Source organism: Bradyrhizobium sp. OK095, from assembly GCF_900109945.1.
Lineage (GTDB): Bacteria > Pseudomonadota > Alphaproteobacteria > Rhizobiales > Xanthobacteraceae > Bradyrhizobium.
On sequence record NZ_FOBX01000002.1, the window covers coordinates 417,389 to 444,132 of the forward strand.

The following is a 26,744-nucleotide window of genomic DNA, read 5'->3' on the forward strand; positions in this document are numbered from 1 at the left end:
TGAACGTAGGGCTCGTCACCGGCAGCGTCAACCTCAAATTGTGATCACGAAAATATGCGCCTGAATCAGCTGGCGCGCGACGATTTGCTGCGCTCGCCGGTCGCCGCGTTCTCCGCGGCACGGCTCATCAGCGAGGCATAATCATCGCCGAATAGCACCTGGCAGAAGCGAATCGCGGCCTGCACCTGCTGCTGCCTGTAGGTGCGGACCTTGTGATCGGCGGAGCGCAACGCCTGCACCAATTGCTCGGTCGAGCGTTCGACATATTGCTGGAGGTCGGAATAGGTGCGCAGCGTCACCTCGTTGATCGCGAGCTCGCTGGCGTAATTGCGGCAGGTCGCGACGAAATCGATCAGCGCCGCGGTTTCCTCGACCTCGGTGCTGTCAATCCGCGCGCCCGGCGGAATGTCCTTCTCGGGGCGCTGGCGCAGGATGCGGCGAACGCGGCCGGGAACGCTGTCGATCTCCGATTGCAGCGCATTGGAGATGTCGGCGCGGATCGAGGTCAGCTGCTTGCCCCAGGCGGAATCGTTGCGCAGGTCGAGTTCCGTGCGCAGGCCGCGCACGCCGTCATGCAGCGCCTTGAGATTGTCCGCGACGGTGTCGAAATTACCGCGCTTGATGTCCATGCGCAGGATCGCTGCCACGCGGGACAAATCGTGCAGGGCAATCGTGACCGCGACGCCATAGGGCGTGGCCGCGACGCGGATCTCGTCGTCGGACGCGGCAATCTTGATGGCGAGACGAATGATCTGCCAGCGCGCGGTCATCCGCTGCACGACGACCGACAGCGCGAAGGGAAGCATCTGCGGCGTCTGGAGGACGGGAATGTTGAGCGCGGCCATCACAGAGGCGATCTGGGCATCGCCGAAGGCGCGCAGGAAGCGCGGCAGCTTCTCGTTCAGCGTCGCGACGGGTTCCCGGACCTGGAGCACCGCTCCGATCGAATAGAGATCCTCGATCACGTTGGGCGGACCGACGCGGGCGAGCGCGCGCGACTTGTCGCCGCCGCCCGGCCCCGTCAGTTCGAAGATGGCATCCGCAGCGACCGCCTGGAGCTTTAAGGCGAGGGCCTCGACCTGCCCCGTACTGTCCGCGACCGGCATCCGCGCCAGCGCCGTCTCGAATTCGTTCAGCTTGTCCGGGGCGCCATCACGGCCGAGCCATTGCCAGATCGGCGGCAGCGAGGAGCGGCGGATCTGTCCGACCCGGATCGGGGCGCCCGCCTCGACCAGGAACGGTTCCAGGGCCTGGAACAGCAGCCGCGACAGGTCGTCCGTGCGCGGCGGCGTGGCCTCATCGGATTCGGTCTTGCGGACGATCTTGCGCAGTTGCTCGAGCACGAGGGTGGCCACAGCCGTGTCCTGGCCGCGTTCGAGCGCGCGCTCGAACTCCCGCATGAGCAGCGCCTGCGCCTGCGGCGGGAGCTGCGCGAGATATTCCCTCAGCCGCTCGATCGATGTCTGGCTCATGCGCCCGGGTAATGCACGGTAAAATGGCGGACATGGGATGCGTCCGGCGCGATCATAGGAGGCTGCGCCTTAAGAAGCCGTTGAGGACGTTGGCTCAAATGCCCGCCTTTTGCTCCGGATCGGTGCCCGGTAGAGCAAATAACCCCTTGGGAACAGAGGATTATATTCCGGGAAGCACCAGTTCGGCCCGCAAGCCCCCGATCGGCGCGCCACTGAGCGCGAGGCTGCCGCCGTAGAGCGCGGCGAGGTCGGTCACGATGGACAAGCCCAGCCCCGAGCCGGGTTTGGACTCGTCGAGGCGCTGTCCGCGCCGGGAGACCTGGGCGCGCTCCGCCTCGGACAGGCCGCGGCCGTCGTCGTCCACGACGATCCTTAAGCGCGGGCCGGCGCCGGCCTGCTGGGGCGCCTCCACCAAAACCTCGATGAAGACACGGGAAGCTGCCCATTTGCAGGCATTGTCGACGAGGTTGCCGACCATCTCCTCCAGATCCTGCCGCTCGCCACGGAATTTCGCCGACGGATCGGCCGTTGCCTCGACCATGATGCCGCGGCCGCGATGGATCTTCTCCATGGTCCGCCGCAGCGCCTCGATGGCGGGCGCAACTTCCGTCACGGTGCCAACGATCGAGACCCTGGCCGCGATGCGGGCGCGCTCCAGATGATGGGCGAGCTGGTTGCGCATCACATCCGCCTGCTCCATCACCTTGGCCGCGAAAGGATCGGCCGCGTGCGTTCCGGCCTCGTTGACGATGACCGAGAGCGGCGTCTTGATCGCGTGCGCGAGATTGCCGACATGGGTGCGGGCGCGCTCGACGATCTCGCGATTGGCATCGATCAGCGCGTTGGTCTCGCGTGCCAAAGGCGCGATCTCGACCGGGAATTCGCCCTCGAGCCGCTCCGCCCGCCCCGAGCGGATGTCGGCGATCGATTCGGAGATGCGTTTGAGCGGGGCGAGGCCGAAGCGGACCTGGAACACGGTCGTCAGCAGCAGCACGATGCCGAGCGCGGTGAAGGTGCCGCCGAGATAATAATCGAAGCTGCGCGTCTCGTCGAAAATCTCGGTGTCGTCGCCGGCAACGCTGACGAAGAATTTTCCGTCGGCACCGAGATCGACGGGACGCTCGACCATGCGCAGTTTCTGACCCTCGGGACCGTCGACATAAGCGAGGCGAATGCCGGCGGCGGTGAGCTCGGCGCCCTGCTCATCCAGTTTCGGCAGCTTCTTGTCCCAGAGCGAGCGCGAGGAGCGCACCTCCGGCTTTTCAGTGTCGGTGCGCGTGATCTGCCAGTACCAGCCGGACAGCGGCAGATCGAACAGCGGCTCGCCGAGCGACTGGAACTGGCGGTCCGGCGGCTCGTCTGGGGTCGCAACCTCGGCGATCAGGGTGCGGAGATAGAGATTGAGCCGGCGGTCGAAGGCACGCTCGGTGGCGTCCTTGTAGACCGACGATAGCACCACGCCGGTGATGGCCAGGATCACCACGAGCCACGCCGTCGCCGACAGGAACAGTCGGTTCGCAAGCGAGCTGGCGGGCATCGGAATGATCCCGGGGGCGCGAGGCGGCATGGCGTCGGCGGTCATGAGGCGACCAAGGCCCCTGTCCGACCGCTCGTCAAGCCCAGATCACTTCAAGCCCCTGCTGGCGGTGGGGTCAGGAGATAGCCGAGACCACGGACGGTCTGGATGATGTCGACGTCGAGCTTCTTGCGGATACGGCCGACGAAGACCTCGATCGTGTTCGAGTCGCGGTCGAAATCCTGGTCGTAGAGATGCTCGACCAGCTCGGTGCGGGAGACGACGCGCCCGGAATGGTGCATCAGATAGGCCAGAAGCCGATATTCGTGCGAGGTCATCTTCACGGGATTGCCGGAGACGCTGACCCGCCCGGTCCTGGTGTCGAGCGAGACGGGACCGCAGGTCAATTCGCTCTGGGCATGGCCGGTCGAGCGGCGCAGCAGCGCGCGGATGCGCGCCAGCACCTCCTCCAGATGGAAGGGTTTCGCGACGTAATCGTCGGCGCCGGCGTCGAACCCCTGCACCTTGTCGCTCCAGCGGTCGCGCGCGGTGAGGATCAGGACCGGCATGGTGCGGCCGTTGCGGCGCCAGGCTTCCAGCACCGAGATGCCGTCCTTCTTGGGCAAGCCGATGTCGAGCACGACGGCGTCATAGGGCTCGTTGTCACCGAGGAAGTGCCCCTCCTCCCCGTCGAAGGCGCGATCGACGACATAACCGGCGTCGGTCAGCGCCTTGGTGAGCTGGCGATTGAGATCGGGGTCGTCCTCAACGACAAGCAGGCGCACGCTTCTCTCCAAAAATAGGCCGCATGAACACCGCCACAGATGAGCAATTCCGGCGTGAACTGAATATGAACGCGGGGAACCGCCTGCGTTACTTTTTGGTCATATACTATTTGTTCGGGACAGACGCGACTGCGCCCGCCAGGCCACCGGACGAGGCCTGTGGCATGGCGGGCGCAATGTGCCGCGTTATGCGGCGAGTCGGAAGGTCCGCCCTTCCCGTTGATTTAGCGGTCAGGTCCGGAAGAACACGAACCAGATGACGGCGAGGATCAGGATCGCAAGCCCGGTCGAGATGGCGAGCAGAGCTGCCACCGACGGCCCAGGTTCGCCTTGGCGCGCCTCGGTTGCAGTTTCGACGATCTGATGTTCGTCTCGCGTGGTTGCCATGGTGACCTCAATCTCTGGCTGTCGCGTCGGATGGCCGCGACCTCCTCGCGGCGTGATGTCCCGTGGCAACGCGTGATTGGATATGATGTTCCGGCTTTTGGCGGGGATCAGGCAGCAACCATGCGCCCGGCGGCCGGTTAACGCAGTTGCAAGATTCCGCTGCCCGCCGAGTATGATTCGGTATTCCCCGATGGTATCCTCATAAGTCGGTCCTTATTGCGTTTGGAGTAGCCCATGGCCCCCCGCGCCAATTGGAAGGGTTTTCTGCGTCTGTCGCTCGTGACCTGCCCGGTCGCGCTGTATCCGGCCACGTCGGATACCGAGAAGGTCTCGTTCAACCAGATCAATCGCAAGACCGGCCACCGGATCAAGTACCTGAAGGTCGACGCCGAGACCGGTGACGAGGTCACCTCCGAGGACATCGTCAAGGGCTACAAGGTCGACACCGACACGTACATCGAGGTCACCAAGGACGAGCTCGACGACATCGCGCTCGACTCCACGCACACGATCGAAATCGACGAGTTCGTGCCGAAGACGGACATCGACAGCCGCTACCTGATCCGCCCCTATTATCTCGTGCCGGATGGCAAGGTCGGCCATGACGCCTTCGCGGTGATCCGCGAGACTATCCGCAGCATGGACAAGGTCGCGATCGGCCGCGTGGTGCTGACCAACCGCGAGCACATCATCGCGCTCGAGCCGCTCGAGAGCGGGCTGATGGGCACGCTGCTGCGCTATCCCTACGAGGTGCGCAGCGAGAAGGACTATTTCGACGACATCCAGGACGTGAAGCTGACCAAGGACATGCTCGACCTCGCCAAGCACATCGTCGAGAAGAAGTCCGGCGCGTTCGAGCCCGAACTGTTCGAGGATCATTACGAGACTGCGCTGATCGATCTCATCAACAAGAAGCGCTCGGGCACGCCGATCGCGGCGAAGACGACGCCCAAGACCGGCGGCAACGTCATCAACCTGATGGACGCGCTGAAGAAGAGCATCGCGAACGAGAAGGACGCCGCGCCCGCAACGAAGGTCGCCAAAGAGACCGTCAAGGGCAAGAAGCCGAAGAAGCGCGTCGAAGGCCAGCGCGAGATGCTGCTGCCGATCTCCGGCAAGGGCGGCAAGGATGCCGCGGCGAAAGCAGCTCCCAAGGAAACCGCGAAGAAGGCCGCCGACAAGCCGGTGCGCGCGACCGCGCGGACGAAAAAGGCCGGCTAGCAGCACGCGCCTTTCGATCGCGCAATGATCTCTCCCCTCGCCGCTCGGCCGGCCTGACATGCCCTGGTCGGCGGCATTCGACGATCCCATTTCCTTAGCCAGCGGACGCAAGCTGCGGACGCTGCAAGAGGCGGCCGATCACATCATGCAGCTGCCCGAGCATGCGCAGCACGTGAGCCATTGGCAGACCGCGATCGAAACCCTGATCAACGCGGCCGAGACCGGCGGCGGCTGGATGACGTTCGCCCGCATCGCGATGCTGCGGGCACTCAACGCCGACGCGCGCCGCAAGTAGCCTCAACAATCCGTTAAAACGCACTGTCGTTTTCGGCGCCGGCCTCCCGCCCGCGCGGCGTCACGTAATCATACGGAAGACAAAATTAACTGTCGGTTCCCGTCGCGTGCAACAAGGTCGCGCCGTCGATCGAACCTAAGGTTTGCACGCCGTGCAGCAGCGGGACGCGAGAAAGAACTATATCGGCCTCGTCAGCGATACGACCGAGGACAAGCACCTCGCCGACAGCGCGGCGCGGTTGCAGCCGCGCGTCATGCGCTATCTGATCGGGCGCCTTGCCGCCGTGCTGAAACGCCCTCGCAAGGCCGCACCTGGACGCATCATCAGCTCCTGAGAAGGACAGCGTCAAATCCAGCTGAATTGGGTGACGAAACCTTAAGTCAACGAATGGCAACATATAAGGCCTGAGGTCGGGTCCGCCCCACCTGCAGTTTGGCGCGCGCGCCCCGAAAAGTTAGTGAATCAATTTACCATTCCGAAAACGGCACCAGCCTACGTTGGACGGATGAAAAGGAGTTGACGATGGCTTTGCTCAGGTCCTTCCTCGCCGATGAAAGTGCAGCCACCGCGATTGAGTATTGCCTGATCGCCACCGGCGTCGCGCTCGCGATCGTCACGGTCGTGAACAACACCGGCAGCGCGCTGCTGAACAGCAAATTCAACTCGATCAGCGCCGCGACGAAGTAACCGGCCTGCCGGGCCGAATGCGATCCTCTGACATCGGCCGATGTCGCCACAGCGCGCAGGTTTGCCGACGTCGCAGACCATGATCTGGGTCAAAAGCTTCGAGACAACGGCGGTTAAGCATGGAGGCCGAGCTTCCTCCTGCAGGCCCGTCCATGCATCCAGACCTCCCGCACTCCCAGTTGAATATCCGCCGCGTTCGCCTGGATACCGGCCGCGAAAACGTCGTCGTCATCTCCAGGCAATCGAGGGCGCTACGCGCTGAGATTTTCCGCGGCTTCAGCCGCGTCGAACTCCGTCGGAACGGCAAGGTGCTGCTGGCGACGCTGCTGATCACTGACGATGACACGCTGGCGGCCCGAGACGAGATCGGACTCTCAGAGCCCGCTTTCCGCCGTTTCGCCGAACCGGTCGGCGCGCCGGTCACGGTGACGCCCGCCGCGCCTCCGGAAAGCCTGGAAGCGGTGCGCGCGAAGATTCACGGGCGAACGTTGAGCCAGGCGGAGATCGGCGCGATCATCGACGACCTCGCCCATTATCGCTACTCCGACATGGAGATCGCTGCCTTCCTGATCGGTTCGGCGAGCTTCATCACCAGCGATGAGCTTCTCTCCCTAACCGGCGCGATGGCTCAGGCCGGCACGCAACTGGTCTGGCCCGCTCCTGTCGTCGTCGACAAGCATTGCATCGGCGGCATTCCCGGCAATCGCACCTCGATGATCGTGGTGCCGATCGTCGCCGCGCACGGCCTGCCGATCCCCAAGACCTCCTCGCGCGCCATCACCTCGCCCGCCGGCACGGCCGACACGATGGAGGTACTGGCGCGGGTGAATGTCGGCATCGATGAAATGAAGGCGATCGTCTCGGCCTGCAATGGCTGCCTGATCTGGGGCGGGCACGTGAATCTCTCGCCGGCCGACGACGTCCTGATCTCGGTCGAGCGCCCGCTGAGCCTCGATACCCGCGAGCAGATGGTCGCCTCCATCATGTCAAAGAAGATCGCCGCGGGCTCGACGCATCTCTTGATCGACATTCCGGTCGGGCCGACAGCGAAAGTCACCGGCGCGGTCGAGGCGATGCGGCTGCGAAAACTGTTCGAATTCGTCGGCGACCGCTTCGGCCGCACCGTCGAGGTGATCACGACCGACGGAAGCCAGCCGATCGGCAACGGCATCGGGCCGGTGCTCGAGGCCAACGACGTGATGGCGGTGCTCGGCAACGATCGGGATGCGCCGCGCGACCTGCGCGAGAAATCGCTGCGGCTCGCCGCCCATTTGCTGGAATACGATCCGAAGCTGCGCGGCGGCGCCGGCTATGCACGGGCGCGCGAGCTGCTCGACAGCGGCGCCGCGCTGAAGCAGATGCAGAAGATCATCGACGCCCAGGGCCCCTCGACATGCAGTGCCGAGCTCGGATCGCGCAGCTTCGACGTCAAGGCGGCGCACGACGGCGTAGTGTCCGCGATCGACTGCCTGCGGCTGAACCGGCTCGCTCGGACCGCCGGCGCGCCGCTCGACAAGGGCGCCGGCATCCGCCTGTTCAAGAAGATCGGCGACCGCGTCGAACAGGGCGAGCCGCTCTATCGCGTCTACGCCTTCGATCGGCCCGAGCACGATCTGGCGGCCTCCGCCGCCGCAGCGGAGAACGGCTACGCCGTCAACGGTCACGACGCCCTCCGGGACAAGACAGCGTCGTGAGCACGATCGCGCTCCAGACCCTGCCCTTCGGCACTGAGGCCGCGAAGCGTCTCGCGGTGCGGCTTGGGCTTGCCTGCGACGAGATCGCCCTGCATCGCTTCCCGGACGGCGAGCTGCGCGTCACGGTCGCGCCGGCGGCAGACACCACCATCCTCTATGCCGCGCTCGACCAGCCCAACGACAAGCTGATTGCGCTGCTGTTCGCCGCGGAGGCGCTGCGGCGCGGCGGCGCGAAGCGGCTGGTCCTGGTCGCGCCCTATCTCTGCTACATGCGGCAGGACATTGCGTTTCATGCGGGCGAGGCCATCAGCCAGCGTGCGATGGGCGGCCTGCTTGCGTCGATCGCCGACCGCGTCGTCACCGTGGATGCGCACCTGCATCGGACCGGCGACATCGGGCTCGTCTTTCCCGGCATCGAGTCCGAAAACCTGTCCGCGATGCCGGCGATCGCAAACGCGCTGGCGAAGGCCGGCATCGATGCCGCAACCGTCGTGATCGGCCCAGATGCCGAGTCCGAGCCGTGGGTGAGGGATCTTGCCGGGCGGCTGGGCTTGCAGCACACGGTCGCGCGAAAGACACGGCGCGGCGACCGCTCCGTCGAGATCGATTTTGCCGATGCGGCCCTGCTTGCGGGGCGGCCGGCGCTGATGGTCGACGACATCGTCTCCTCCGGGACGACGCTGATGGTCGCGGCCAGGACCTTGCGCGCGATGGGGGCAAGTGCCGTGGATACGGTCGTGACCCACGCACTGTTTCCGCCCGCTATGATCTCTGCCTTCACCGATGCAGGCATCCGCTCCATTCGCTCGAGCGATAGCGTGCCGCATCCGACCAACGCGATCGCCCTGGACGAGATCCTGGCCGCGGCCCTCAGGCGCGAGCTAAACCCGAAATTTCCGCTGGAGCCAACGACATGAGCATCACCGTCCGATTTTGCGGCGCCGCCCGCACCGTGACCGGATCGAGCTACCTGTTCGAGACCGCGACCGGACGCTTCCTGGTCGATTGCGGCCTGTTCCAGGGACAGAAGACGCTCAAGCAGCTCAATTACGGCGCCTTCCCGTTCCGTCCCGCGGACATCCAGGCAGTGCTGCTCACGCATGCGCATATCGACCACAGCGGACTGCTGCCGAAGCTCGTGCGTGAGGGATTTGCAGGACCTATCCTGGCGACGCGTGGCACGATCGACCTGTGCTCCTGGATGCTGCCGGACGCCGGCAGTATCCAGGAGTCCGAGGTCGCGCAGCTGAACCGGCGCAACGCCGCGCGCAGGCGGAAGGAGGTCACGCCGATCTACACTCAGGCCGACGCGACCGCTTCGCTGCAATCGTTCCGCCCTGTCGACTATGAGCGTTGGGCCGACGTGATCCCGGGTGTTCGCGCGCGCTACTGGAACGCAGGCCATTTGCTCGGCTCCGCCTCGATCGAGCTGGAATTCGATCAGGCCGCCCCGGAGCGGCCGTTGCGCGTACTGCTCTCAGGCGACGTCGGCCCGGAAGCAAAGCTGCTCCAGCCCGATCCCCGAGCGCCGGTGGACCTCGACTACGTCATCTGCGAGGCGACCTATGGCGACCGTGTCCGCGCAGCGACCACGCCCGAGCAACGCCGACAGCATCTGGCAAGCGAGATCCGCGATGCCGCCGCCGCCAGGGGCGCCCTGCTGATCCCGGCCTTCGCGGTGGAGCGGACGCAGGAGCTGATCGTCGACATCGTTCACCTGATGGAACGCGGTGAAGTTCCGGCGGCGCCGATCTTCCTGGATTCCCCGCTCGCGATCCATGCGACCGAAGTCTTCCGCCAGCACGCCGCAAGCCTCGATCAGGGCGTGGACGTCGATCGTCTGCTCAACTCGCCGCATCTCAAATTCACCGAGACGGTTGCCGAGAGCAAGGCCATCATGCGCCTGACCGGCTTTCACATCATCATCGCCGCCAGCGGCATGTGCGACGCGGGCCGCATCCGCCATCACCTCAAGCGTTGGCTGTGGAACGAGCGCGCAACCGTGCTGCTCTCAGGCTTCCAGGCGCATGGCACGCTCGGCCGCTTCCTCCAGGAGGGCGCCAAGGGCGTCCGCATCCAGGGCGAGGAGATCAGGGTCGCCGCCCGCATCCGCATGATCGACGAATATTCCGGACATGCAGACGCCGCGGGCATCGCCGGCTGGATCGCGGCGCGCCGCCCGATCGCGCGCGGACTGTTTCTCACTCACGGCGAGCAGGACGCGATCGCCAGTCTCGCCGAGCGGCTGGCCGAACGCATTCTTCCGGCCGCAAGAATCCATCAACCCTTGCTGGACGACATCTACGAGCTCGAGACCGCCGAGCCGCGCGTCCTCGACGTCGACCATCGCCGTCGCCTCACGCCCGAAGCCGTCACGCATCTGGACTGGCACAACGAGATGTCGGAGCTGATGCTCGACATCAGCGACAAGGTCGCAGCCGCCGCCGACGACCGCGCCCGCGGCGTCATCATCCGCAGGCTACGGCGGGCGTTGCAGGAGAAGGCGTAGCAGGACAGCGGACGACGTTCGTGGCGAGATGCCTCCTCAATCTCGTCATTGCATGCGCAGCGAGACGGCGTGTTTTGACCCGTTGGCTCCGTCCGAGCTGCGGTGCTATGAATGGTCGAACCCAAACCGTCTGAAGGATGCGGATGAGAATCGCGACGCTCATGGCTGTTAGCCTCATTCTTGTTGGCATCTCGCCGCAGGACGGCGCGAGGGCACAGACCTCGACCGCGCCGCCGGTTTCGCTTGCTCCACCCAAGGCATCGCCGCCACGGGCGACCGCCAAAAACTCCCCGGCAGCGTCCGACAGGACGCCGCCGACCGGCGGTCTTCCACAAGCGCCGAACCCAGCAGCCGACTATGATGGCTTCAGCGCTGTCGACGACAATGACACCGCAAGTCCGGTGACGCCGCCTGCGAGGTCCCGCGCGGCAAGGGGCTCCAAATCCAATTCCAGCTCCAATCCGGATGTGAATGGCCTCGATCAGGTGGATGAGGCGCTGAAACAAAAGCTGACGATCTGCAAAAACTGCAAGTAGCGATCGTAGCACGGATGAAGCCAACCGGTTGTGCCCGAACCATCTTCCGCGTCTGCCCTCAGCCCTTTCGGCACGTCCATCGTTTCTGCGGTTCGTCAGCCCATGTAGTGCCAAGACCAAGCATCGTGATCCAGGTCTCGGCCAGCTTGCCGTCCTCGATACGGTAGGCTTGCATGCCGGCGCGGCTGCGCTTCTCGCCGGTCGCGGGATCAGGCCAGACCAATGCAAAACGGAACCAGGCGCGATCGGCCGTAAAGGAATGATCATACACGACGACGCGGATTCCGGGGCGGTCCTTATGCACGGCCTGTAATTCCGCGGTGTATTCGCCGCGCGTCACGGCCCGGTCGCCCTTCTCGTCGTGGCGGATGTAATGCGACCCCACACAATCGGGGATCAGGCCATATTGGCCTTCATGCCAAACCCGCTCCCAACGATCGAAGAGAGCGCTCACGCTATCGCTCATGTCACCTCCAAAGGAATTCTGCCTGGCGTTCACGCGTCGCGTTGCAAAATTCCTGCCGAACCATCGGTCTTGCACGGCGGACCATGACGGCCTCCTGAGCCGGCGGCCCGAGTGAGGCCGGACTGCATGGCAGACCTACCTGCGCACGCGAGAACCCACACTTTACCGCCCCGGCATTTCCTGATCCTCTCTCCTCCAAACCAGCCGGGACCAACCGGCCTTGCCAGGGAGAGACGCCATGAAGCTCGGCACCGCCATTGCGGAAATCATGCGGCGCGAGGGGATCGAGATCCTCTGCGGCTATCCCGTCAACCATTTGATCGAGCATGCGGCGAAGGCCGAGATCCGGCCTGTGATGGTGCGGCAGGAGCGCGTCGGCGTGCACATGGCGGATGCGATCTCGCGGGTGACGTCGGGGCGCACGATCGGCGCGTTCTGCATGCAGCACGGGCCCGGCGCGGAGAACGCGATGGGCGGCGTCGCGCAGTGCTTTGGCGAATCCGTGCCTGTGCTGGTGCTGCCGATGGGCTATCAGCGCCGGCTCGCGCATATCGAGCCGAACTTCAATTCCAGCGAGGCGATGAAGGCGTTCTCGAAATCCTCCGAGCCGATCATCCTCGCCGCTGAAGTCACCAACATTTTTCGCCGCGCCTTCACCAAGTTGAAGAACGGCCGCGGCGGGCCCGTGATCGTCGAGATCCCCGCGGACATGTGGAACGAGGAGGTGCCGGAGCCGCTGAACTACACACCGGTGCTGCGCACGCGCTACGGCGCCGACCCCGTACATGTGAAGGAGGCGGCCAGCCTGCTCGTCAACGCAAAACGGCCGGTGATCTACGCCGGCCAGGGCGTGCATTACGCGCAGGCATGGCCGCAGCTGAAGCAGCTCGTGGAGCGGCTCGGGATTCCCGTCACCACCAGCCTCGGCGGCAAATCGTCGTTTCCGGAAACGCATCCGCTCTCGCTCGGCTCCGGCGGTCTTGCGGTGCCGCGCGCGGTCCCGAAATTCCTTGCTGAGGCCGATGTCATCTTCGGCATCGGCTGCTCCTTCACCGAGACCAGCTTCGGCATCGCGATGCCGAAAGGAAAAACCATCATCCATTCGACGCTCGACCCGAACCATCTCAACAAGGACGTGGAGGCCAGGATCGGTCTCGTCGGCGATGCCGGTCTCGTGCTCGATGCGCTGCTGGAGGAGATCGGCAAGACGGTCACTGGGGATCGCGACGCGTCGGCGGTCGCAGCCGAGATCGCGGCCTCGCACAAGGAATGGCTGGCGAAATGGATGCCGAAGCTGACCAGCAACGACGCGCCGCTCAGCCCCTATCGCGTGCTGTGGGACCTGCAACACACCGTCGACATCAGGAATACCATCATCACCCATGATGCCGGCAGCCCGCGCGACCAGCTCTCGCCGTTCTGGAAAGCTGTGGAGCCGCTCTCTTATCTCGGCTGGGGCAAGACGACGCAGCTCGGCTACGGCCTCGGGCTCGCGATGGGCGCAAAACTCGCAAAGCCCGACAAGCTCTGCATCAATGTCTGGGGCGATGCGGCGATTGGCTTCACAGGCATGGATTTCGAGACCGCGGTGCGCGAGCGCATCCCGATCATGTCGATCCTCCTCAACAATTTCTCGATGGCGATCGAATTGAAGGTGATGCCGATCTCGACCGAGAAATATCGCTCGACCGACATTTCCGGCGACTACGCCGCGATGGCGCGCGCCTTCGGCGGCTATGGTGAGCGCGTGACCAAGCCGGAGGACATCATCCCTGCGATCAAGCGCGGCATCCAGAAGACGAAGGAAGGTGTGCCGGTGCTGCTGGAGTTCATCACCAGCAAGGAGACCGAAGTGTCGCGGCCGGGAACCTGAGCCGGTTTTCGGCGGCAAATCCACCGCCGCGGACGCTGGCTCCAGCCGCCGGAGATGTGATAATCCGGATGAGTGCCGCGCGTGTCGCGGCATCCAGCCGGATTGCGAATGACCACCTCTTCCAACGATGTCGCCGGGATCGACGAGCTCAAACGGCAATTGCAGTCGGCTGCGGCCGAGAACGCGCAGCTGCAAGCCGAGCTCGCGATGGCGCGCGACCGGCAGAATGCCAGCACGGAGATCCTGCGCACCATCGCGAACTCCTCGGGCGATGCGGATGGCTCGCTGCAACAGATCGCCAAAGCGACCATGCATCTGTTCGGCGCGCCGAGCGCGACCATTCACATTGCCGAAGGCGACGGCTGGTCCAAGGTCATCCGGGTCGGCGAAAGTGCACAGCGTGTCGGCGCCGGCGTGCCACTCGCCCAACTCAGGATCGGCGGCCGCAACATGCCGGGCACGATCGTCGCCGAGAACCGCCAGGTTCACGTCCCCGATGTCGACAATGTCGATCCTGACATCGCCGACTGGCCCGGCCTTCCTCACGTTCGCGCCGCCGGCACGCGCTCGATGTCCGGCTCGCCGCTGCGGCTCGAAGGCAAGGCGATCGGCGCGTTGATCGTCTACCGGGACCGTCTCGCGCCCTTCACTGATGACGAGATGGCGCTGCAACAGAGTTTTGCCGACCAGGCCGCGATCGCGATCGCGAACGCGCGCCTGTTCAACGAGACGCGCCAATCACTAGAACGGCAGACCGCGACCGCCGACATTCTGAAGGTGCTGGCGAGTTCGCCCTCTGACGTACGGCAGGTGTTCGACGCCATCGCTGCCAACGCCAACCGGCTGATTGGCGGCTTCTCCACCGCGGTGTTGCGTTATATCGACGGCGCCGCGCACCTTGCGGCGTTCACGCCTGGCGATCCCGCTGGCGACCGCGCACTCCAGGATTCATTCCCGGTGCCGTTCGCGCAATTTCCGGCCCATCGGCTCGTGGCCGATGGCACGGCAGTGCAACTGCCCGACACAGAGCTCGAACCAGCCGCACGCGACATCGCGCGCGCTCGCGGCTTTCGCAGCATGCTGTTCACGCCCCTGATGAGCGAGGGCGAGGCGATCGGCGTCATCATTGCGACGCGGCGCGCGACCGGAACTTTCGGCGAGCATCATGTGCGGCTGCTACAAACCTTCGCCGACCAGGCCGTGATCGCGATCAAGAATGTCAGCCTGTTCAATACGACCAGGGAAGCGCTGGAACGGCAGACCGCGACCGCTGACATTCTCAAGGTGATCGCGGCCTCACCAGCGGACGTCACGCCGGTATTCCAGGCGATCTCCGACAGCGCCAAGGCGCTGGTCGGCGGACATTCCTCCACCGTCACCCGCGTCATCAACGGCATGCTGCATCTTGCTGCTTTCACCACCGACGTCGAGGCGGGCAACGAAGAGCTGCTCAGCTCGTTCCCCGTGCCACTATCGTCGTCAGGCATTCACAGCCGGGTTGCGACGAGCGGCGCGTTCGCATTCCGCAGCGACATGCAGAACGAGCCCGACCTCACCGAGGCCATGCGGGAACTGGCGCGAACGCGCGGCTATCGCAGCATCCTCGTGATCCCGATGCTGCGCGACGGCGTTGCGATCGGCACCATCGGCGTGACACGGCCCGAGGCGGGCCCCTTCCCGGAGAAGGCGACCAGCCTGCTCAAGACCTTTGCCGACCAGGCCGTGATTGCGATCGAGAACACGCGGCTATTCAACGAGGTGCAGGACCGCACGCGCGAGCTTGCCAAATCGCTCGACGATCTGCGCGCAGCGCAAGACCGGCTGGTGCAGACCGAGAAGCTGGCTTCGCTCGGCCAGCTCACCGCCGGCATCGCGCACGAGATCAAGAACCCGCTCAATTTCGTCAACAATTTCGCCGCGCTCTCCGCCGAGCTGACGGACGAGCTGAACGAGGTGCTGGCGCCCGTTCCGCTCGCGAACGATGTCCGCAGCGAAGTCGACGAACTGACGGGACTGCTGAAAGACAATCTGCAAAAGGTCGTGCAGCACGGCAAGCGCGCCGACTCCATCGTCAAGAACATGCTGCTGCATTCGCGCGAAGGCGGCGGCGAGCATCGGGAGAGCGACGTCAACGCGCTGGTCGAGGAAAGCCTCAGCCTCGCCTATCACGGCGCGCGCGCCGAGAAGCCACAATTCGACGTGATACTCAAGCGCGAGCTCGATCCTTCGGCAGGCTCTGCCGAAGTGTTTCCGCAGGAGATCACCCGGGTGCTGCTGAACCTGATCTCGAACGGGTTTCATGCGGTGGCGAAACGCAAGGCGGACAACGGCGCTGGCAGTTACGAGCCGGTGGTGACAGCCACGACCCGCGACCGCGGCGACAGTGTCGAGATCCGCATCCGCGACAACGGCACCGGCATTCCGGACGCGGTGAAGGCGAAGATGTTCAATCCGTTCTTCACCACCAAGCCGGCCGGCGAAGGCACCGGCCTCGGATTGTCGATGAGCCACGACATCGTCGTGAAGCAGCATGGCGGCGCGATCGACGTCGCGACGGAGCCCGGTGCGTTCACGGAGTTCACGATTCTACTGCCGCGCAAGAGCAATTTTTCAGACAACAGAGAATAGCGCCGCTCGGGGGCTTTCATGAATCTGGCGTGGTTCGTTCGGCGACAACTCCTCTCGCTCTCCGGCGTCGGCCTCATGCTGGGCGCGCTGTTCTTTGCGGCCGCCCTGACACCGACATTGATCCCGCGCAGCTACCTCACCCAGGGCGCCCTCGCCGGCGCCTGCTTTGCGATCGGCTATCTCGCCGGCATCCTGTGGCGCTGGCTGTGGCATTATCTCGAACTGCCCGAGCCCTCGGCGCGCGCAAGGTCGGGCGCCAATGCGCTGGCCGTGACCGGCTGCCTGCTGGTGGCGATCATCTTTCTGCGGCAGGCCGCCGAATGGCAGAACTCGATCCGCACTGTGATGAAGATGGCGCCGGTCGACACCGCGCATCCGCTCAAGGTCTGCGTCATCGCCCTGATCACATTCGCAGTGCTGCTGATGCTGGGGCGGCTGTTTGTGCTGATCGCCCGCTTCCTTGCCGCACGCAAACGGCGCTTCATTCCGCAGAGGATCGCAAACGTCATCGGCGTTCTGGTTGCAGCCCTGCTGTTCTGGGCGATCGCCAGCAATGTCCTGGTCAGCACGGCGTTCAACGCGCTCGATTCGTCCTTCCGCGAGCTCGATGCCGTCTTCGAGCCCGAGCGGCCGCAGCCGACGGCGCCGGGGAAAACGGGAAGCCCGGCATCGTTGGTGAAATGGAATGAGCTCGGACGCACGGGACGCCGATTCATTGTATCGGGTCCGGCCGCGGCCGAGATCAGCGCCGTGACGGGACAGGCCGCGCAGGAGCCTGTGCGTGTCTATGTCGGCCTCGGCGGCGCCGGCACGGCGCAAGCGCGCGCCAGGCTGGCGCTGGACGAGCTCAAGCGTCAGCACGGTTTTGAGCGCAAAGTCCTGATCGTCATCACGCCGACCGGCACCGGCTGGATCGATCCGTCCGCGATGGATAGCGTCGAATATCTCCACCATGGCGACATCGCGAGCGTCGCGATGCAATACTCCTACCTCAACAGCCCGCTGTCGCTGCTGTTTCAGCCGGAATACGGCGCCGAGGCATCGCGTGCGCTGTTTGCGGAAATCTACGGCTATTGGACGACGCTGCCGAAGGACAAGCGGCCAAAACTGTATCTGCACGGGCTCAGCCTCGGCGCCATGAACTCGGAAAAGTCCGCGGAGCTGTTCGAGACGATCGGCGATCCCATTGCCGGCGCGGTGTGGAGCGGACCGCCGTTCGAGAGCCGCATCTGGCGTTCGGTCACCGCGAGCCGCAATCCGGGTTCGCCGGCCTGGCTGCCGGAATTCCGCAACAGTCGCTTCGTGCGGTTCATGAACCAGAACGGAGCCACCGTGTCGGCAGATGTGCCCTGGGGCCCGATGCGAATCGTCTATCTGCAATATGCCAGCGACGCGATCACGTTCTTCAATTACCGGGATGCCTACCGGCGGCCGGCGTGGATGGCGGCGCCGCGCGGTCCGGATGTCTCACCGGAGCTTGGATGGTATCCGATCGTCACCATGCTTCAGCTCGCCCTCGACATGGGGATGGCGAATGGTACGCCGATGGGCTTCGGTCATGTCTACGCGCCCGAGCATTACGTCGATGCCTGGGTTGCCGTGACCGATGTCCGGGATTGGTCGACCGACGCGTTGGCGATGCTTAAGGAGCAGCTTGCGGCGAAAGCGCGGAAAACCGGCAGCGCCGACGACGATCCCGATCGCGGCGGGTGAAGCGCCCTACTCCGCCATCTCCACCTGCTGCGTGACGGTGGGACCGGCCAGCGGCCGCTCCTCCATCATGATCAGGCAGAGCGAGGCGGTGGTCATCAGCGCCGTAGCCGCGCCGAAGACGTAGCGGAACGCGTGCCGCATGTCGTCGGCGGGGATCGCGTTGATCGCACCATGGTGCTCGCCGGCAAGCGGAACGTCGGCGCCGAGCGCAATCAGCAGGATGGCGGCGAAGGCCGCGACCGTGAACGAGGACATCAGCGAGCGGAAGAAGTTCATCGCGCCGGTGATGGTGCCGACCAGCGGACGGGCGACCGAATTTTGCAGCGAGACCACGCAAACCGGAAAGGTCGTGCCGAGACCGAGTGCGAACGCGGCCATCAGCGACAGCAGGGCCCATAGCGGCAAGGTCGTCAGCGTGAGGCCGAGCGCACACAGCGCAGCCCAGGACGTGCCGATGATCGCGACACGCTTGTAATGTTTGGCACGCGCCATGGTACGGCCGGCGATGGCCGCACCCACGGTCGAGACCGCCGCGAGCGGAATCAGCGCAAGCCCCGCCTCGCTGGCGCTGAGGTGGTAGACCGCCTCGTAATAGAGCGGCAGCTGGACGGTGAGGCCCGTGATCGCACCAAGCCCGCAACCGCCGGCCAACAGCGCGAAAGGCGCGACCGATCCGCTGAGCAGCGGCAGCGGCAGGAACGGCTCGTCCGAGCGGCGCGCGTGCCACACGAAGGTGACTGCGAGCGCGACCGCGCCGCCGACCATCGCAAGAACGGTCGGCGAGAGCCATGGAAAGCGCGTGCCGCCCCAGGTCAGCACCAGCATGAAGACGACGGCGGAGGCCATCAGCAGCACGCCGCCGAGCCAGTCTACCTTGCGCTTGCGGTGGAACACCGGGATCTTCTTCATCTTCGGCAACAGCATCACGAGCGCTGCGGCTGCGAGCGGCAGGTTGATCCAGAAGATCATCGACCAGTGCAGATGCTCGGCGAACACGCCGCCGATGACGGGACCAAGGATGCCGCCAACCATCCAGACACTGGAGAAATAAGCCTGGTACTGGCCACGCTCCCGCGGTGACACCACGTCGGAGATCACAGTCTGCACGACCGGCATGATGCCGCCGCCACCAAGGCCCTGGAGGCCGCGCGCCAGGATCAGCATCGGCAGGCTCGGCGCGATCGCGCACAACACCGAGCCCGCAATGAACAGACTCAATGACACGATGATCATGACCTTGCGGCCATAGATGTCGCTGAGTGTGCCGAACACCGGCGCCACCGCGGTCGAGGCGAGCAGATAGGCGGTGATCACCCAGGACAGGTTCGAGACGTCCTGGAACTGGCGTCCGATGGTCGGTAGCGCGGTCGCCACGATGGTCTGGTCGAGGGCTGCCAGGAACATCGTCAGCATCAGGCTGATGACGATGGTGCGGACCTCATCTTGGGAGAGCGGCGCCGGCGGCGCGATCGAAGGAGCGTCATCGACGCTCAAGACCTCGCTCGGAAGGCGGGACAGCTCTTCGGCGATATCGTCGGGCAACATTTGGATGTCGGCAGAACTGTTCTGCCGTTCGAACTTGTTCATCTCGATCGGAAGCCGTGAGGCGGCGCAATGCCGCGAAAGATTCGTTCTATGCAGCCAATGTAGACAGCAAAGTTCTTCTCAGGCAGGCACCGCGGCGCATGGGAGCATCCCACCGCCGGGTCATCCCGCAGACGTGATCAAAATCCGAAGGCGGATCAGTCCTTCGGGCGTCGCTTCAGGCGTGCCCGTTTCGGCAGCTGTGCCGGCCATTGCACGATGTGGTTCTCAAGCTCGTCGTCCGGGATCTCAACCTCGCTGCCCTCGACCCGCCCGCGCACGGAGACGCCGGCCTCATGAACGGTATTGGGATCGCCGGAGACCAGCGGATGCCACCAATAGAGGTCGCGGCCCTCGGCCACGAGCTTGTAGCCGCAGCTCGGCGGCAGCCAGTTCAGGGTACGGACATTGGCCGGGGTCAGGCGGACGCAGTCTGGAACCTGGGCGGAACGATTCGGGTAGTCCTTGCAGCCGCAGGTCGCCCCATCGAGCAGCTTGCAGCCGACATGGGTGTAATAGATCTCGCCGGTATCTTCCTCCTCGAGCTTGTTCAGGCAGCAGCGGCCGCAGCCGTCGCACAGGCTTTCCCACTCGCCCTCCGACAGCTCTTCCAACGTCTTGGTTTTCCAGAAGAATCCTTCCTGGCCTGAAGGTCGTTTGGGAGCTGCGGTCATGCGCCTCAACAAAGGTTCGAAAGTGCCATCTAGGGCGTGGGACCATGATGCTGCAAGCAACGCTCCCGTGTGGCCCGTAATGAACCGGGGTTCAATTAGTCCTGTTGTTCAAAATCCCAAGCCTGACCATTGGTTTATAGCCCCCGCTCGGCTAGAAGGAACACAGAGTCCCCCTCGGACGCGAACCGGGCGCCTTGGGTTTGCCGCAACACTCCCGCAAGACGTCTCGATGCCGCCCCAGCCGGGTGCTTGAACGCTGTCGAAGCAAGCCTCAAGGGTTCTAGGTGGTCCAGAACACACCATCCAACTGGAAGAGCCGAATCCGGAATTTCTTTCTGGACCTCGACGCGCGCATCGACTCCTCGCTGTTCTCCTCGGCCAAGGGCATCCGCGAGCTCTACGAGCGCTATTCGACCTTCATGGACCGGTTCTATGTCGGGCGCTGGAAGCGCTGGGTGTTCATCGAGCCGCTGTCGGAGGCTGCAACGCTCGGGCTCGGCGGCCTGGTGCTGATGCTGACGCTCGCCATCCCCGCCTTCCGCGAGACCGCGGACGAGGACTGGCTGAAGAAGTCCGATCTCGCCGTGAGCTTCCTCGACCGCTACGGCAACCCGATCGGCAGCCGCGGCATCAAGCATAACGACTCCATTCCGCTGGAAGATTTTCCTGACGTCCTGATCAAGGCGACGCTCGCCACCGAAGACCGCCGCTTCTACGAGCATTTCGGCATCGACATCGCCGGCACCGCACGCGCGCTCGTCACCAACGCGCAAGCCGGCGGCGTCCGCCAGGGCGGCTCCTCGATCACCCAGCAGCTCGCCAAGAACCTGTTTCTAAGCAACGAGCGCACCATCGAGCGCAAGGTCAACGAGGCCTTCCTCGCGGTCTGGCTGGAATGGCGCCTGACCAAGAACGAGATCCTCAAGCTCTATCTGGACCGCGCCTATATGGGCGGCGGCACCTTCGGCGTCGACGGCGCCGCGCATTTCTACTTCAACAAATCCGCGCGCGACGTGACGCTGTCGGAAGCGGCGATGCTCGCCGGCCTGTTCAAGGCGCCGACGAAATACGCACCGCACATCAACCTGCCCGCGGCGCGCGCCCGCGCCAACGTCGTGCTCGACAACCTCGTCGATGCCGGCTTCATGACCGATGGCCAGGTGTTCGGCGCCCGCCGAAACCCCGCCTTCGCCGTCGATCGCCGCGACGAGGCTTCGCCGAACTATTATCTCGACTACGCCTTCGACGAGATGCGCAAGCTGGTCGACACCTTCCCGAAATCGTACACCGAGCGCGTGTTCGTCGTTCGGCTTGCGATCGACGCCAATGTGCAGAAGGCCGCGGAAGACGCGATCGAGAACCAGCTGCGCCAGTTCGGCCGCGACTATCATGCGACCCAGGCCGCGACCGTCGTCTCCGATCTCGACGGCGGCATCCGCGCCATGGTCGGCGGCCGCGACTACGGCGCAAGCCAGTTCAACCGCGCGGTCGACGCCTATCGCCAGCCCGGCTCGTCGTTCAAGCCTTACGTCTACACCACGGCACTCCTGAACGGGTTCACGCCGAACTCGATCGTGGTCGACGGCCCGGTCTGCATCGGCAATTGGTGTCCGCAGAATTATGGCCATTCCTATTCCGGCGCGGTGACGCTGACGCAGGCGATCACGCGCTCGATCAACGTCGTGCCGGTGAAACTGTCGATTGCGATCGGCCAGAAGAACGAGCCCAAAGCGCAGAACCCCGCCAAGGTCGGCCGCGCCAAGATCGTCGAGGTCGCCCGCCGCTTCGGCCTCAAGGCGCCGCTGCCCGACACCCCGTCGCTGCCGATCGGCTCGGACGAAGTCAGCGTGATCGAGCACGCGGTTGCCTATGCGACCTTCCCGAACCGCGGCAAGTCGGTGACGCCGCATTCGGTGCTGGAGGTGCGCACTGGCGCAGGCGATCTGGTCTGGCGCTGGGACCGCGACGGTCCGAAGCCGAAGCAGGCCATTCCGCCGAACATCGCCGCCGACATGGCAGGCATGATGAGTCACGTCGTCAGCGAAGGCACCGCGCGCCGCGCCGCGCTCGACGGTATTCCAACCGCGGGCAAGACCGGCACCACGAATGCTTATCGCGACGCCTGGTTCGTCGGCTACACCGGCAATTTCACCTGCGCGGTCTGGTACGGCAATGACGACTACTCGCCGACCAACCGCATGACCGGCGGTTCGCTGCCGGCGCAGACCTGGCACGACATCATGGTCACGGCACATCAGGGCGTCGAGGTCCGCGAGATTCCCGGCATCGGCATGGGCCAGAAGCTGCCACCGGAGCGAGTGGCCAACGCGCAGGCGAATGCGGCACCAAAAGTGCTGGAGACCAAGCCCGGTCCGCCGCCAGTGCTGACCAAGCGCGGCGCCGACATTCTGGTGCGGGTCGAGAAGCTGCTCGATGACGCCGCCAGGACCGCGACCAAGGCGGCGGCCGACGACGGCAAGAACGCCAAGCCGGCCTCGGCGACCAGCGCGCTCGCCTTCCCGCAGAATTATGCGGCGGAAGAAAATGCGAACTCATCCACCCCGCGCAAGAACTGATCGAAACCCGTGCGGCTGATCCTGATCACATTGACGGCCCTTCTGCTCGCGAGCGTGGTCGGCGTCGGCGCGACCTGGGTGACGACGACGCGCGGCACCGAGATCGGCGCGCTGACCATCGGCCCCTGGACCGCACGGCCGCGCACCGGCACCGCCGACGTCGATCCCTATTCGCGCGCCACCATCGTGCGCAATGGCGAGCTGCCGATCGGCACCGGTGACGGCGTCGCCTTCACCGCGACCGCGGACGAGAAGAAGAAGGCGCTCGACGGCCGCTGCGACGTGATCGTCTCCGGCGTGACGCCGCCGGCGCGGTTCTGGACGCTGACGCTGTACGACCGCAAGGGCCACCTCGTCGCCAATTCGCTTGCCCGCTACGGCTTCACCAGCCAGGAGATCGTGCGGCAATCCGACGGCACGTTCGAGATCCGCATCGCCTCGCGCTCGCGCGCCGGCAACTGGCTGCCGACCGGCGGCATCGAGCGCTATGCGCTGATGCTGCGCCTCTACGACACCCCTGTCGGCGTTGCCACGCGCACCCAGCGCGATGCACCGATGCCCACCATCAAGACGGTGGGCTGCTCATGATCCGGCTGCTGTTCACCATCGTCGCCGGCGTGGTGCTGGGCCTCGTGGTCCATCTCGTCAGCGTGCTGGCGCTGCCGCGGATCGCGACGCAGGATGCCTATTCGCGGCTGACGCCGATGACCAAGCTCAACGGGGTGACCCAACTTCCCCTCGCCGATCCCAACACCTCGCCGATGCCGTTCATGGACCCGGCCTTTGCGCTGGCGATCTGCCGCTACGATCTCTCGAACGGACCGATCAAGCTGACGGTGCCGGTGAGCCAGGCCTATACGTCGGTGTCGTTCTACACCCGCAACGAGATCGCCTATTACGCGATCAACGACCGCTCCGCGGGCAAGAAGGTGATCGAGCTCGATTTGATGACCGAGCCGCAGCACAACGAGCTGCCCGAGGACGAAGAGGTCACCGCGGCCGACCGCCTGATCATCGATTCCCCTGCGACCACCGGCCTGATTGTGATGAAGGCGCTGGCCGCCGAACCCGGCCTGATGCCGCAGGCGCAGGCAACGCTTGCAGCTGCGAGCTGCGGACCGCAGACCGAGGCGCCGGCCAAGGCCGAGGCGCCGCGCGGACGGCGCTGAAGCTGAGCGGTCAGGCGCGCTCAAAACAAAAACTGAAAAAACAACCCCATACACAGTAGCGGGGGTGTTGAAATCATTGGCTGTTTTGAGTCTGCGCCCAACATGCCTCTGGGACGAGTGCAGACTCGCCGGAGAGCCGCGATATTGCGCTTTGACACGTCGGGCAAAACACTGGCATACTTGCATCATCGAAAATTTCGTTCACACCCGCGCGGAGCAATCCGCCGCGGGTTTTTTCATGTCTGAGCACAGAACGTCGCGATGAGAGGATCGCGCGTGTTTCATGCGGCGATGTTTGTTCTGGAGAAAGCAGCTGTGGCTGCTGGGCTAATATTCGCCCTGGGCTCATGGCAGCGTTATCGACTGCGTTCATCAGGCTCTTGCCGGTTCGGCTGAATCAGGTGCCGCGCCCAGATCATATCTGCGCAAAGTTTTCCAAAAAATGCCGTGCGGGGTCCTCGTTTTCGATCGATGATGTGCGTGTCTTCCTGCTAACGACGACGGATGAAGTGAGAAGCGCGATCATTCAGTACGAAACGATTTGCCGCCCTGGGGGTGATGAACCCGACGAGTCACCTCGCTGCTTCATCCGCAACAGGCCGTTACACGGCTGCGAATGAAGCCTTAGAGAAACCGGGATGGTCGACGCGACAGGCGTCATCGATCTCGCCGAGATGAAAACGCAAGACGAGCATTTTTATATCGAACAACCTGTGTTACGAAGCGACTGTCGTATCTGCCCAGCATCCATCCGAGCAGCCGGGCACATCCCTGACGCCAGCCGTGCTCGTTGGGGCGGTACCGGCACAGTTCATAATCGCGAATTCATTACTGCTTTCCAGAGGTGTTTCATGAGCAACAGGATTTATCGTCGGCCATTTGCGCCATTGCCCGCGTTGATGATCGTTTTGCTTGCGGCGTGTCCGGCGGGCGCGCTTGCCCAGACTTACACCCAGCAGGCGAAACTCGTCGCCTCGGATTCCGCAGGCTACGGCCTCGGCTATTCGGTCTCGCTTTCAGCCGATGGCAACACGGCGTTGCTCGGAGCCCCGCAACGATGTGACGATAGCGGGAATCCATCCTCCAGCGTCGGAGCCGCCTGGATATTTGCCCGCAGCAACGGCCAGTGGGTCCAGCAAGGAGCGAAACTGGTCGGCTCCAACGCACAAGGCGGCGTCGACCAGGGCTATTCGGTTGCGCTGTCGGCCGACGGTAACACCGCGCTCGTCGGTGGCCCGGCTGACGTCCACGGCACGGGCGCCGTGTGGGTCTTCGTCCGCAACGGCGGCGGCTGGATTCAGCAGGGCGACAAACTGGTCCGGCCTCCGATCTCCGACGACAACAAATATGGACACTTCGGAATGTCGGTATCGGTTTCGGCCGACGGCAATACGGCGATCATCGGCGACGGCTATCTCCGCTCGGGCGAGCTTCAGGACGGAGGCGCCTGGATATTTGTCCGGAGCAGCGGTGTGTGGGCCCCTCAGGGAGGCAAGCTGCTGGGCACGGGTGCCGTTTCGAGTCCAATGGGCGTGGTCAGGCAAGGCTCCGCGGTTGCGATATCCGCTGACGGCAACACCGCCATGATGGGCGGACCTTGGGACAACAACGGCAAAGGGGCGGCGTGGGTCTTCGCCCGCAACGGCACGTCATGGGTGCAGCAGGGCGGCAAGCTGACGGGTCCGTCCGAAAATACGCAAAACCCCTTCTTCGCGAGCGCCATTGCGCTCTCGGGAGACGGAAACACGGCGCTCGTGAGCGGCCTCAGTCCGGCACCGGCCATGGGCGCGATATTCGTACGCACCAACGCGACGTGGAGCCAGCGACAGACGATCGACCGAGGCTTCGCGGTGGGCCTGTCGCGCGACGGCAGCACGGCCATCATCGGAGATGATAGGTATGTCGCAGGGCGCAACGGCGGGGTCGTTCCCGCCGGCTGGGTGAGCCTGTATTCCCGAAACGGCGATCAGACATGGTCGCGCCTCGGCAATTTGCCGGAGCACGGGGACGGTACGCAGGGCCATGCGGTCGCCCTGTCGGCCAACGGCGGCACAGCGATCTCCGGCGCTCCCTGCTATCACAACAATGACGGCGCCGCATGGATCTTCACAAAGCCGTCGCCGCTTCCCGCCGTATCGCTCAAGTTCAATGGCCAGAAGGACGGATCGGGCTCCTACGCGCGGGTCGCCGACGCGACGGACTTGCGCGTGGGCTCCCAGGTGACGCTCGAAGCCATGGTCTATTGGGACGGATCACCCGGTTATCTCGGTCTGGTCAGCAAGCCAATGCGCGATATCACTGGCCCGGGCTTTCCCTACATCCCAGTGACCGGCTACGCGCTCGCGCTCGACGACGGCAAGCCGATGCTCGGCATCGCGGTGTCCGATCCGGGCAACCGGGCGGGCGCGAGGGCGTCGGCGGCGATCCCGGCCAACGTCTGGACGGCGGTGTCGGCAACCTATGACGGACGGCGATCAACCACCTATGTCAATGGCGTCGAAGTCGGCCGCCAGGAGTGGCCGGATTCGCAGGGCATCGCGGACGGCCCGACCCCGGTTCTGATCGGCCGCGAATTCCTCAAAGGGTTTCTCGACCGGGCCTATGGCGGCCGTCTCGCCGATGTTCGTATCTGGAACCAGGCGTTGCCGCCGGAGACGATCGCTGCCTGGAGCGGCAAGTCCTCGCTCGACGGGCACCCGAACGCGGGCGCGCTGGTTGCGCGCTGGCTGCTCAATGAGGGCGACGGCGCGGTGGCAAGAGACTCCAGCGGGCACCATCACGACGCCATGCTCGCGAACGGCGCAACCTGGTGGAAGTGAGGCCGATGCGTTCCGGCATCCATCGCGCCGACACCGCTGCCATGCGTGATGTCCGATAGCAGCAATCGGGGCTCACCACCCCGGTTGTCTTCCGCTGCTTACGGCTGCAACGTCAAGGGACAGGGCCGCTCGTTCAATGC

The 26,744-nt window shown here is 64.7% G+C and carries 22 protein-coding genes; 15 read left to right on the forward strand and 7 right to left on the reverse strand.

Annotated features, from left to right (window positions below):
* Positions 1–65 precede the first annotated feature (65 nt).
* From BMW89_RS06965 to BMW89_RS37780, 4 genes are all read right to left on the reverse strand, one after another.
* Positions 66–1,472, reverse strand: coding sequence for a hypothetical protein (locus BMW89_RS06965; RefSeq protein WP_092024034.1), 1,407 nt, complete (start codon positions 1,470–1,472; stop codon positions 66–68).
* Positions 1,473–1,632: 160 nt separating this feature from the next.
* Positions 1,633–3,009 carry an ATP-binding protein gene (locus tag BMW89_RS06970; protein ID WP_092024691.1) on the reverse strand — a complete coding sequence of 459 codons (1,377 nt, stop codon included), beginning with the start codon at positions 3,007–3,009 and terminating at the stop codon, positions 1,633–1,635.
* A 92-nt stretch (positions 3,010–3,101) separates the two neighbouring features.
* Positions 3,102–3,773 carry a response regulator transcription factor gene (locus tag BMW89_RS06975; RefSeq protein ID WP_092024693.1) on the reverse strand — a complete coding sequence of 224 codons (672 nt, stop codon included), beginning with the start codon at positions 3,771–3,773 and terminating at the stop codon, positions 3,102–3,104.
* 231 nt (positions 3,774–4,004) lie between these two features.
* Positions 4,005–4,160 (reverse strand): hypothetical protein, encoded by a 156-nt coding sequence (locus BMW89_RS37780; protein WP_177195883.1) that lies wholly within the window; start codon positions 4,158–4,160, stop codon positions 4,005–4,007.
* Between the two features lie 234 nt (positions 4,161–4,394).
* Here BMW89_RS37780 and ku point away from each other — a divergent pair, with 234 nt between their 5' ends.
* The 8 genes from ku to BMW89_RS07015 all read left to right on the forward strand — a co-directional run bounded on the left by ku (position 4,395) and on the right by BMW89_RS07015 (position 11,102).
* Complete coding sequence (ku, locus tag BMW89_RS06980; protein ID WP_092024035.1) at positions 4,395–5,381, forward strand: non-homologous end joining protein Ku; 987 nt, start codon at positions 4,395–4,397, stop codon at positions 5,379–5,381.
* Between the two features lie 58 nt (positions 5,382–5,439).
* Positions 5,440–5,676 carry a hypothetical protein gene (locus BMW89_RS06985; protein ID WP_092024037.1) on the forward strand — a complete coding sequence of 79 codons (237 nt, stop codon included), beginning with the start codon at positions 5,440–5,442 and terminating at the stop codon, positions 5,674–5,676.
* 151 nt (positions 5,677–5,827) lie between these two features.
* Positions 5,828–6,010, forward strand: a complete 183-nt coding sequence (locus tag BMW89_RS06990) for a hypothetical protein (protein WP_092024695.1) — start codon at positions 5,828–5,830, stop codon at positions 6,008–6,010.
* A 188-nt stretch (positions 6,011–6,198) separates the two neighbouring features.
* Positions 6,199–6,363, forward strand: a complete 165-nt coding sequence (locus BMW89_RS06995; RefSeq protein WP_092024039.1) for a Flp family type IVb pilin — start codon at positions 6,199–6,201, stop codon at positions 6,361–6,363.
* A 152-nt stretch (positions 6,364–6,515) separates the two neighbouring features.
* On the forward strand, positions 6,516–8,057 hold the full coding sequence (locus tag BMW89_RS07000; RefSeq protein ID WP_092024042.1) for a thymidine phosphorylase family protein: 1,542 nt from the start codon (positions 6,516–6,518) through the stop codon (positions 8,055–8,057).
* On the forward strand, positions 8,054–8,974 hold the full coding sequence (locus tag BMW89_RS07005; protein ID WP_092024043.1) for a ribose-phosphate pyrophosphokinase: 921 nt from the start codon (positions 8,054–8,056) through the stop codon (positions 8,972–8,974). Before BMW89_RS07000 ends, BMW89_RS07005 begins: the two co-directional genes overlap by 4 nt.
* On the forward strand, positions 8,971–10,566 hold the full coding sequence (locus tag BMW89_RS07010) for an MBL fold metallo-hydrolase (RefSeq protein ID WP_092024046.1): 1,596 nt from the start codon (positions 8,971–8,973) through the stop codon (positions 10,564–10,566). The genes BMW89_RS07005 and BMW89_RS07010 overlap by 4 nt, the downstream gene beginning before the upstream one ends.
* A gap of 143 nt (positions 10,567–10,709) precedes the next feature.
* Entirely contained in the window at positions 10,710–11,102 is a 393-nt protein-coding gene (locus tag BMW89_RS07015) for a hypothetical protein (RefSeq protein ID WP_092024048.1), read from the forward strand.
* Positions 11,103–11,160: 58 nt separating this feature from the next.
* On the opposite strand, the gene BMW89_RS07020 is transcribed toward BMW89_RS07015, so the two are convergent.
* Positions 11,161–11,568, reverse strand: a complete 408-nt coding sequence (locus BMW89_RS07020) for a nuclear transport factor 2 family protein (protein ID WP_092024050.1) — start codon at positions 11,566–11,568, stop codon at positions 11,161–11,163.
* Between the two features lie 238 nt (positions 11,569–11,806).
* Between BMW89_RS07020 and BMW89_RS07025 the strand changes: the two genes are divergently transcribed.
* The 3 genes from BMW89_RS07025 (at position 11,807) to BMW89_RS07035 (ending at position 17,782) form a co-directional block, all read left to right on the forward strand.
* Complete coding sequence (locus BMW89_RS07025; RefSeq protein WP_092024052.1) at positions 11,807–13,441, forward strand: thiamine pyrophosphate-requiring protein; 1,635 nt, start codon at positions 11,807–11,809, stop codon at positions 13,439–13,441.
* A 108-nt stretch (positions 13,442–13,549) separates the two neighbouring features.
* Positions 13,550–16,069: a GAF domain-containing protein gene (locus tag BMW89_RS07030; protein ID WP_092024054.1), complete on the forward strand. Its 2,520-nt coding sequence runs from the start codon at positions 13,550–13,552 to the stop codon at positions 16,067–16,069.
* A gap of 18 nt (positions 16,070–16,087) precedes the next feature.
* Entirely contained in the window at positions 16,088–17,782 is a 1,695-nt protein-coding gene (locus BMW89_RS07035; RefSeq protein WP_177195884.1) for an alpha/beta hydrolase, read from the forward strand.
* Between the two features lie 6 nt (positions 17,783–17,788).
* On the opposite strand, the gene BMW89_RS07040 is transcribed toward BMW89_RS07035, so the two are convergent.
* Both BMW89_RS07040 and BMW89_RS07045 read right to left on the reverse strand, forming a co-directional pair.
* A complete protein-coding gene (locus tag BMW89_RS07040; RefSeq protein WP_092024057.1) occupies positions 17,789–19,369 on the reverse strand; it encodes an MDR family MFS transporter in 1,581 nt (526 codons plus the stop codon).
* A 155-nt stretch (positions 19,370–19,524) separates the two neighbouring features.
* Complete coding sequence (locus BMW89_RS07045; protein ID WP_092024059.1) at positions 19,525–20,040, reverse strand: YcgN family cysteine cluster protein; 516 nt, start codon at positions 20,038–20,040, stop codon at positions 19,525–19,527.
* A gap of 284 nt (positions 20,041–20,324) precedes the next feature.
* Here BMW89_RS07045 and BMW89_RS07050 point away from each other — a divergent pair, with 284 nt between their 5' ends.
* The 4 genes from BMW89_RS07050 (at position 20,325) to BMW89_RS07065 (ending at position 26,604) form a co-directional block, all read left to right on the forward strand.
* Positions 20,325–22,616, forward strand: a complete 2,292-nt coding sequence (locus tag BMW89_RS07050) for a transglycosylase domain-containing protein (protein WP_092024061.1) — start codon at positions 20,325–20,327, stop codon at positions 22,614–22,616.
* 9 nt (positions 22,617–22,625) lie between these two features.
* Positions 22,626–23,204 (forward strand): DUF1214 domain-containing protein, encoded by a 579-nt coding sequence (locus BMW89_RS07055; RefSeq protein ID WP_092024063.1) that lies wholly within the window; start codon positions 22,626–22,628, stop codon positions 23,202–23,204.
* On the forward strand, positions 23,201–23,785 hold the full coding sequence (locus tag BMW89_RS07060) for a DUF1254 domain-containing protein (protein WP_092024065.1): 585 nt from the start codon (positions 23,201–23,203) through the stop codon (positions 23,783–23,785). The genes BMW89_RS07055 and BMW89_RS07060 overlap by 4 nt, the downstream gene beginning before the upstream one ends.
* Positions 23,786–24,423: 638 nt before the next feature.
* Positions 24,424–26,604: a LamG-like jellyroll fold domain-containing protein gene (locus BMW89_RS07065; protein WP_092024067.1), complete on the forward strand. Its 2,181-nt coding sequence runs from the start codon at positions 24,424–24,426 to the stop codon at positions 26,602–26,604.
* Positions 26,605–26,744: the final 140 nt, after the last annotated feature.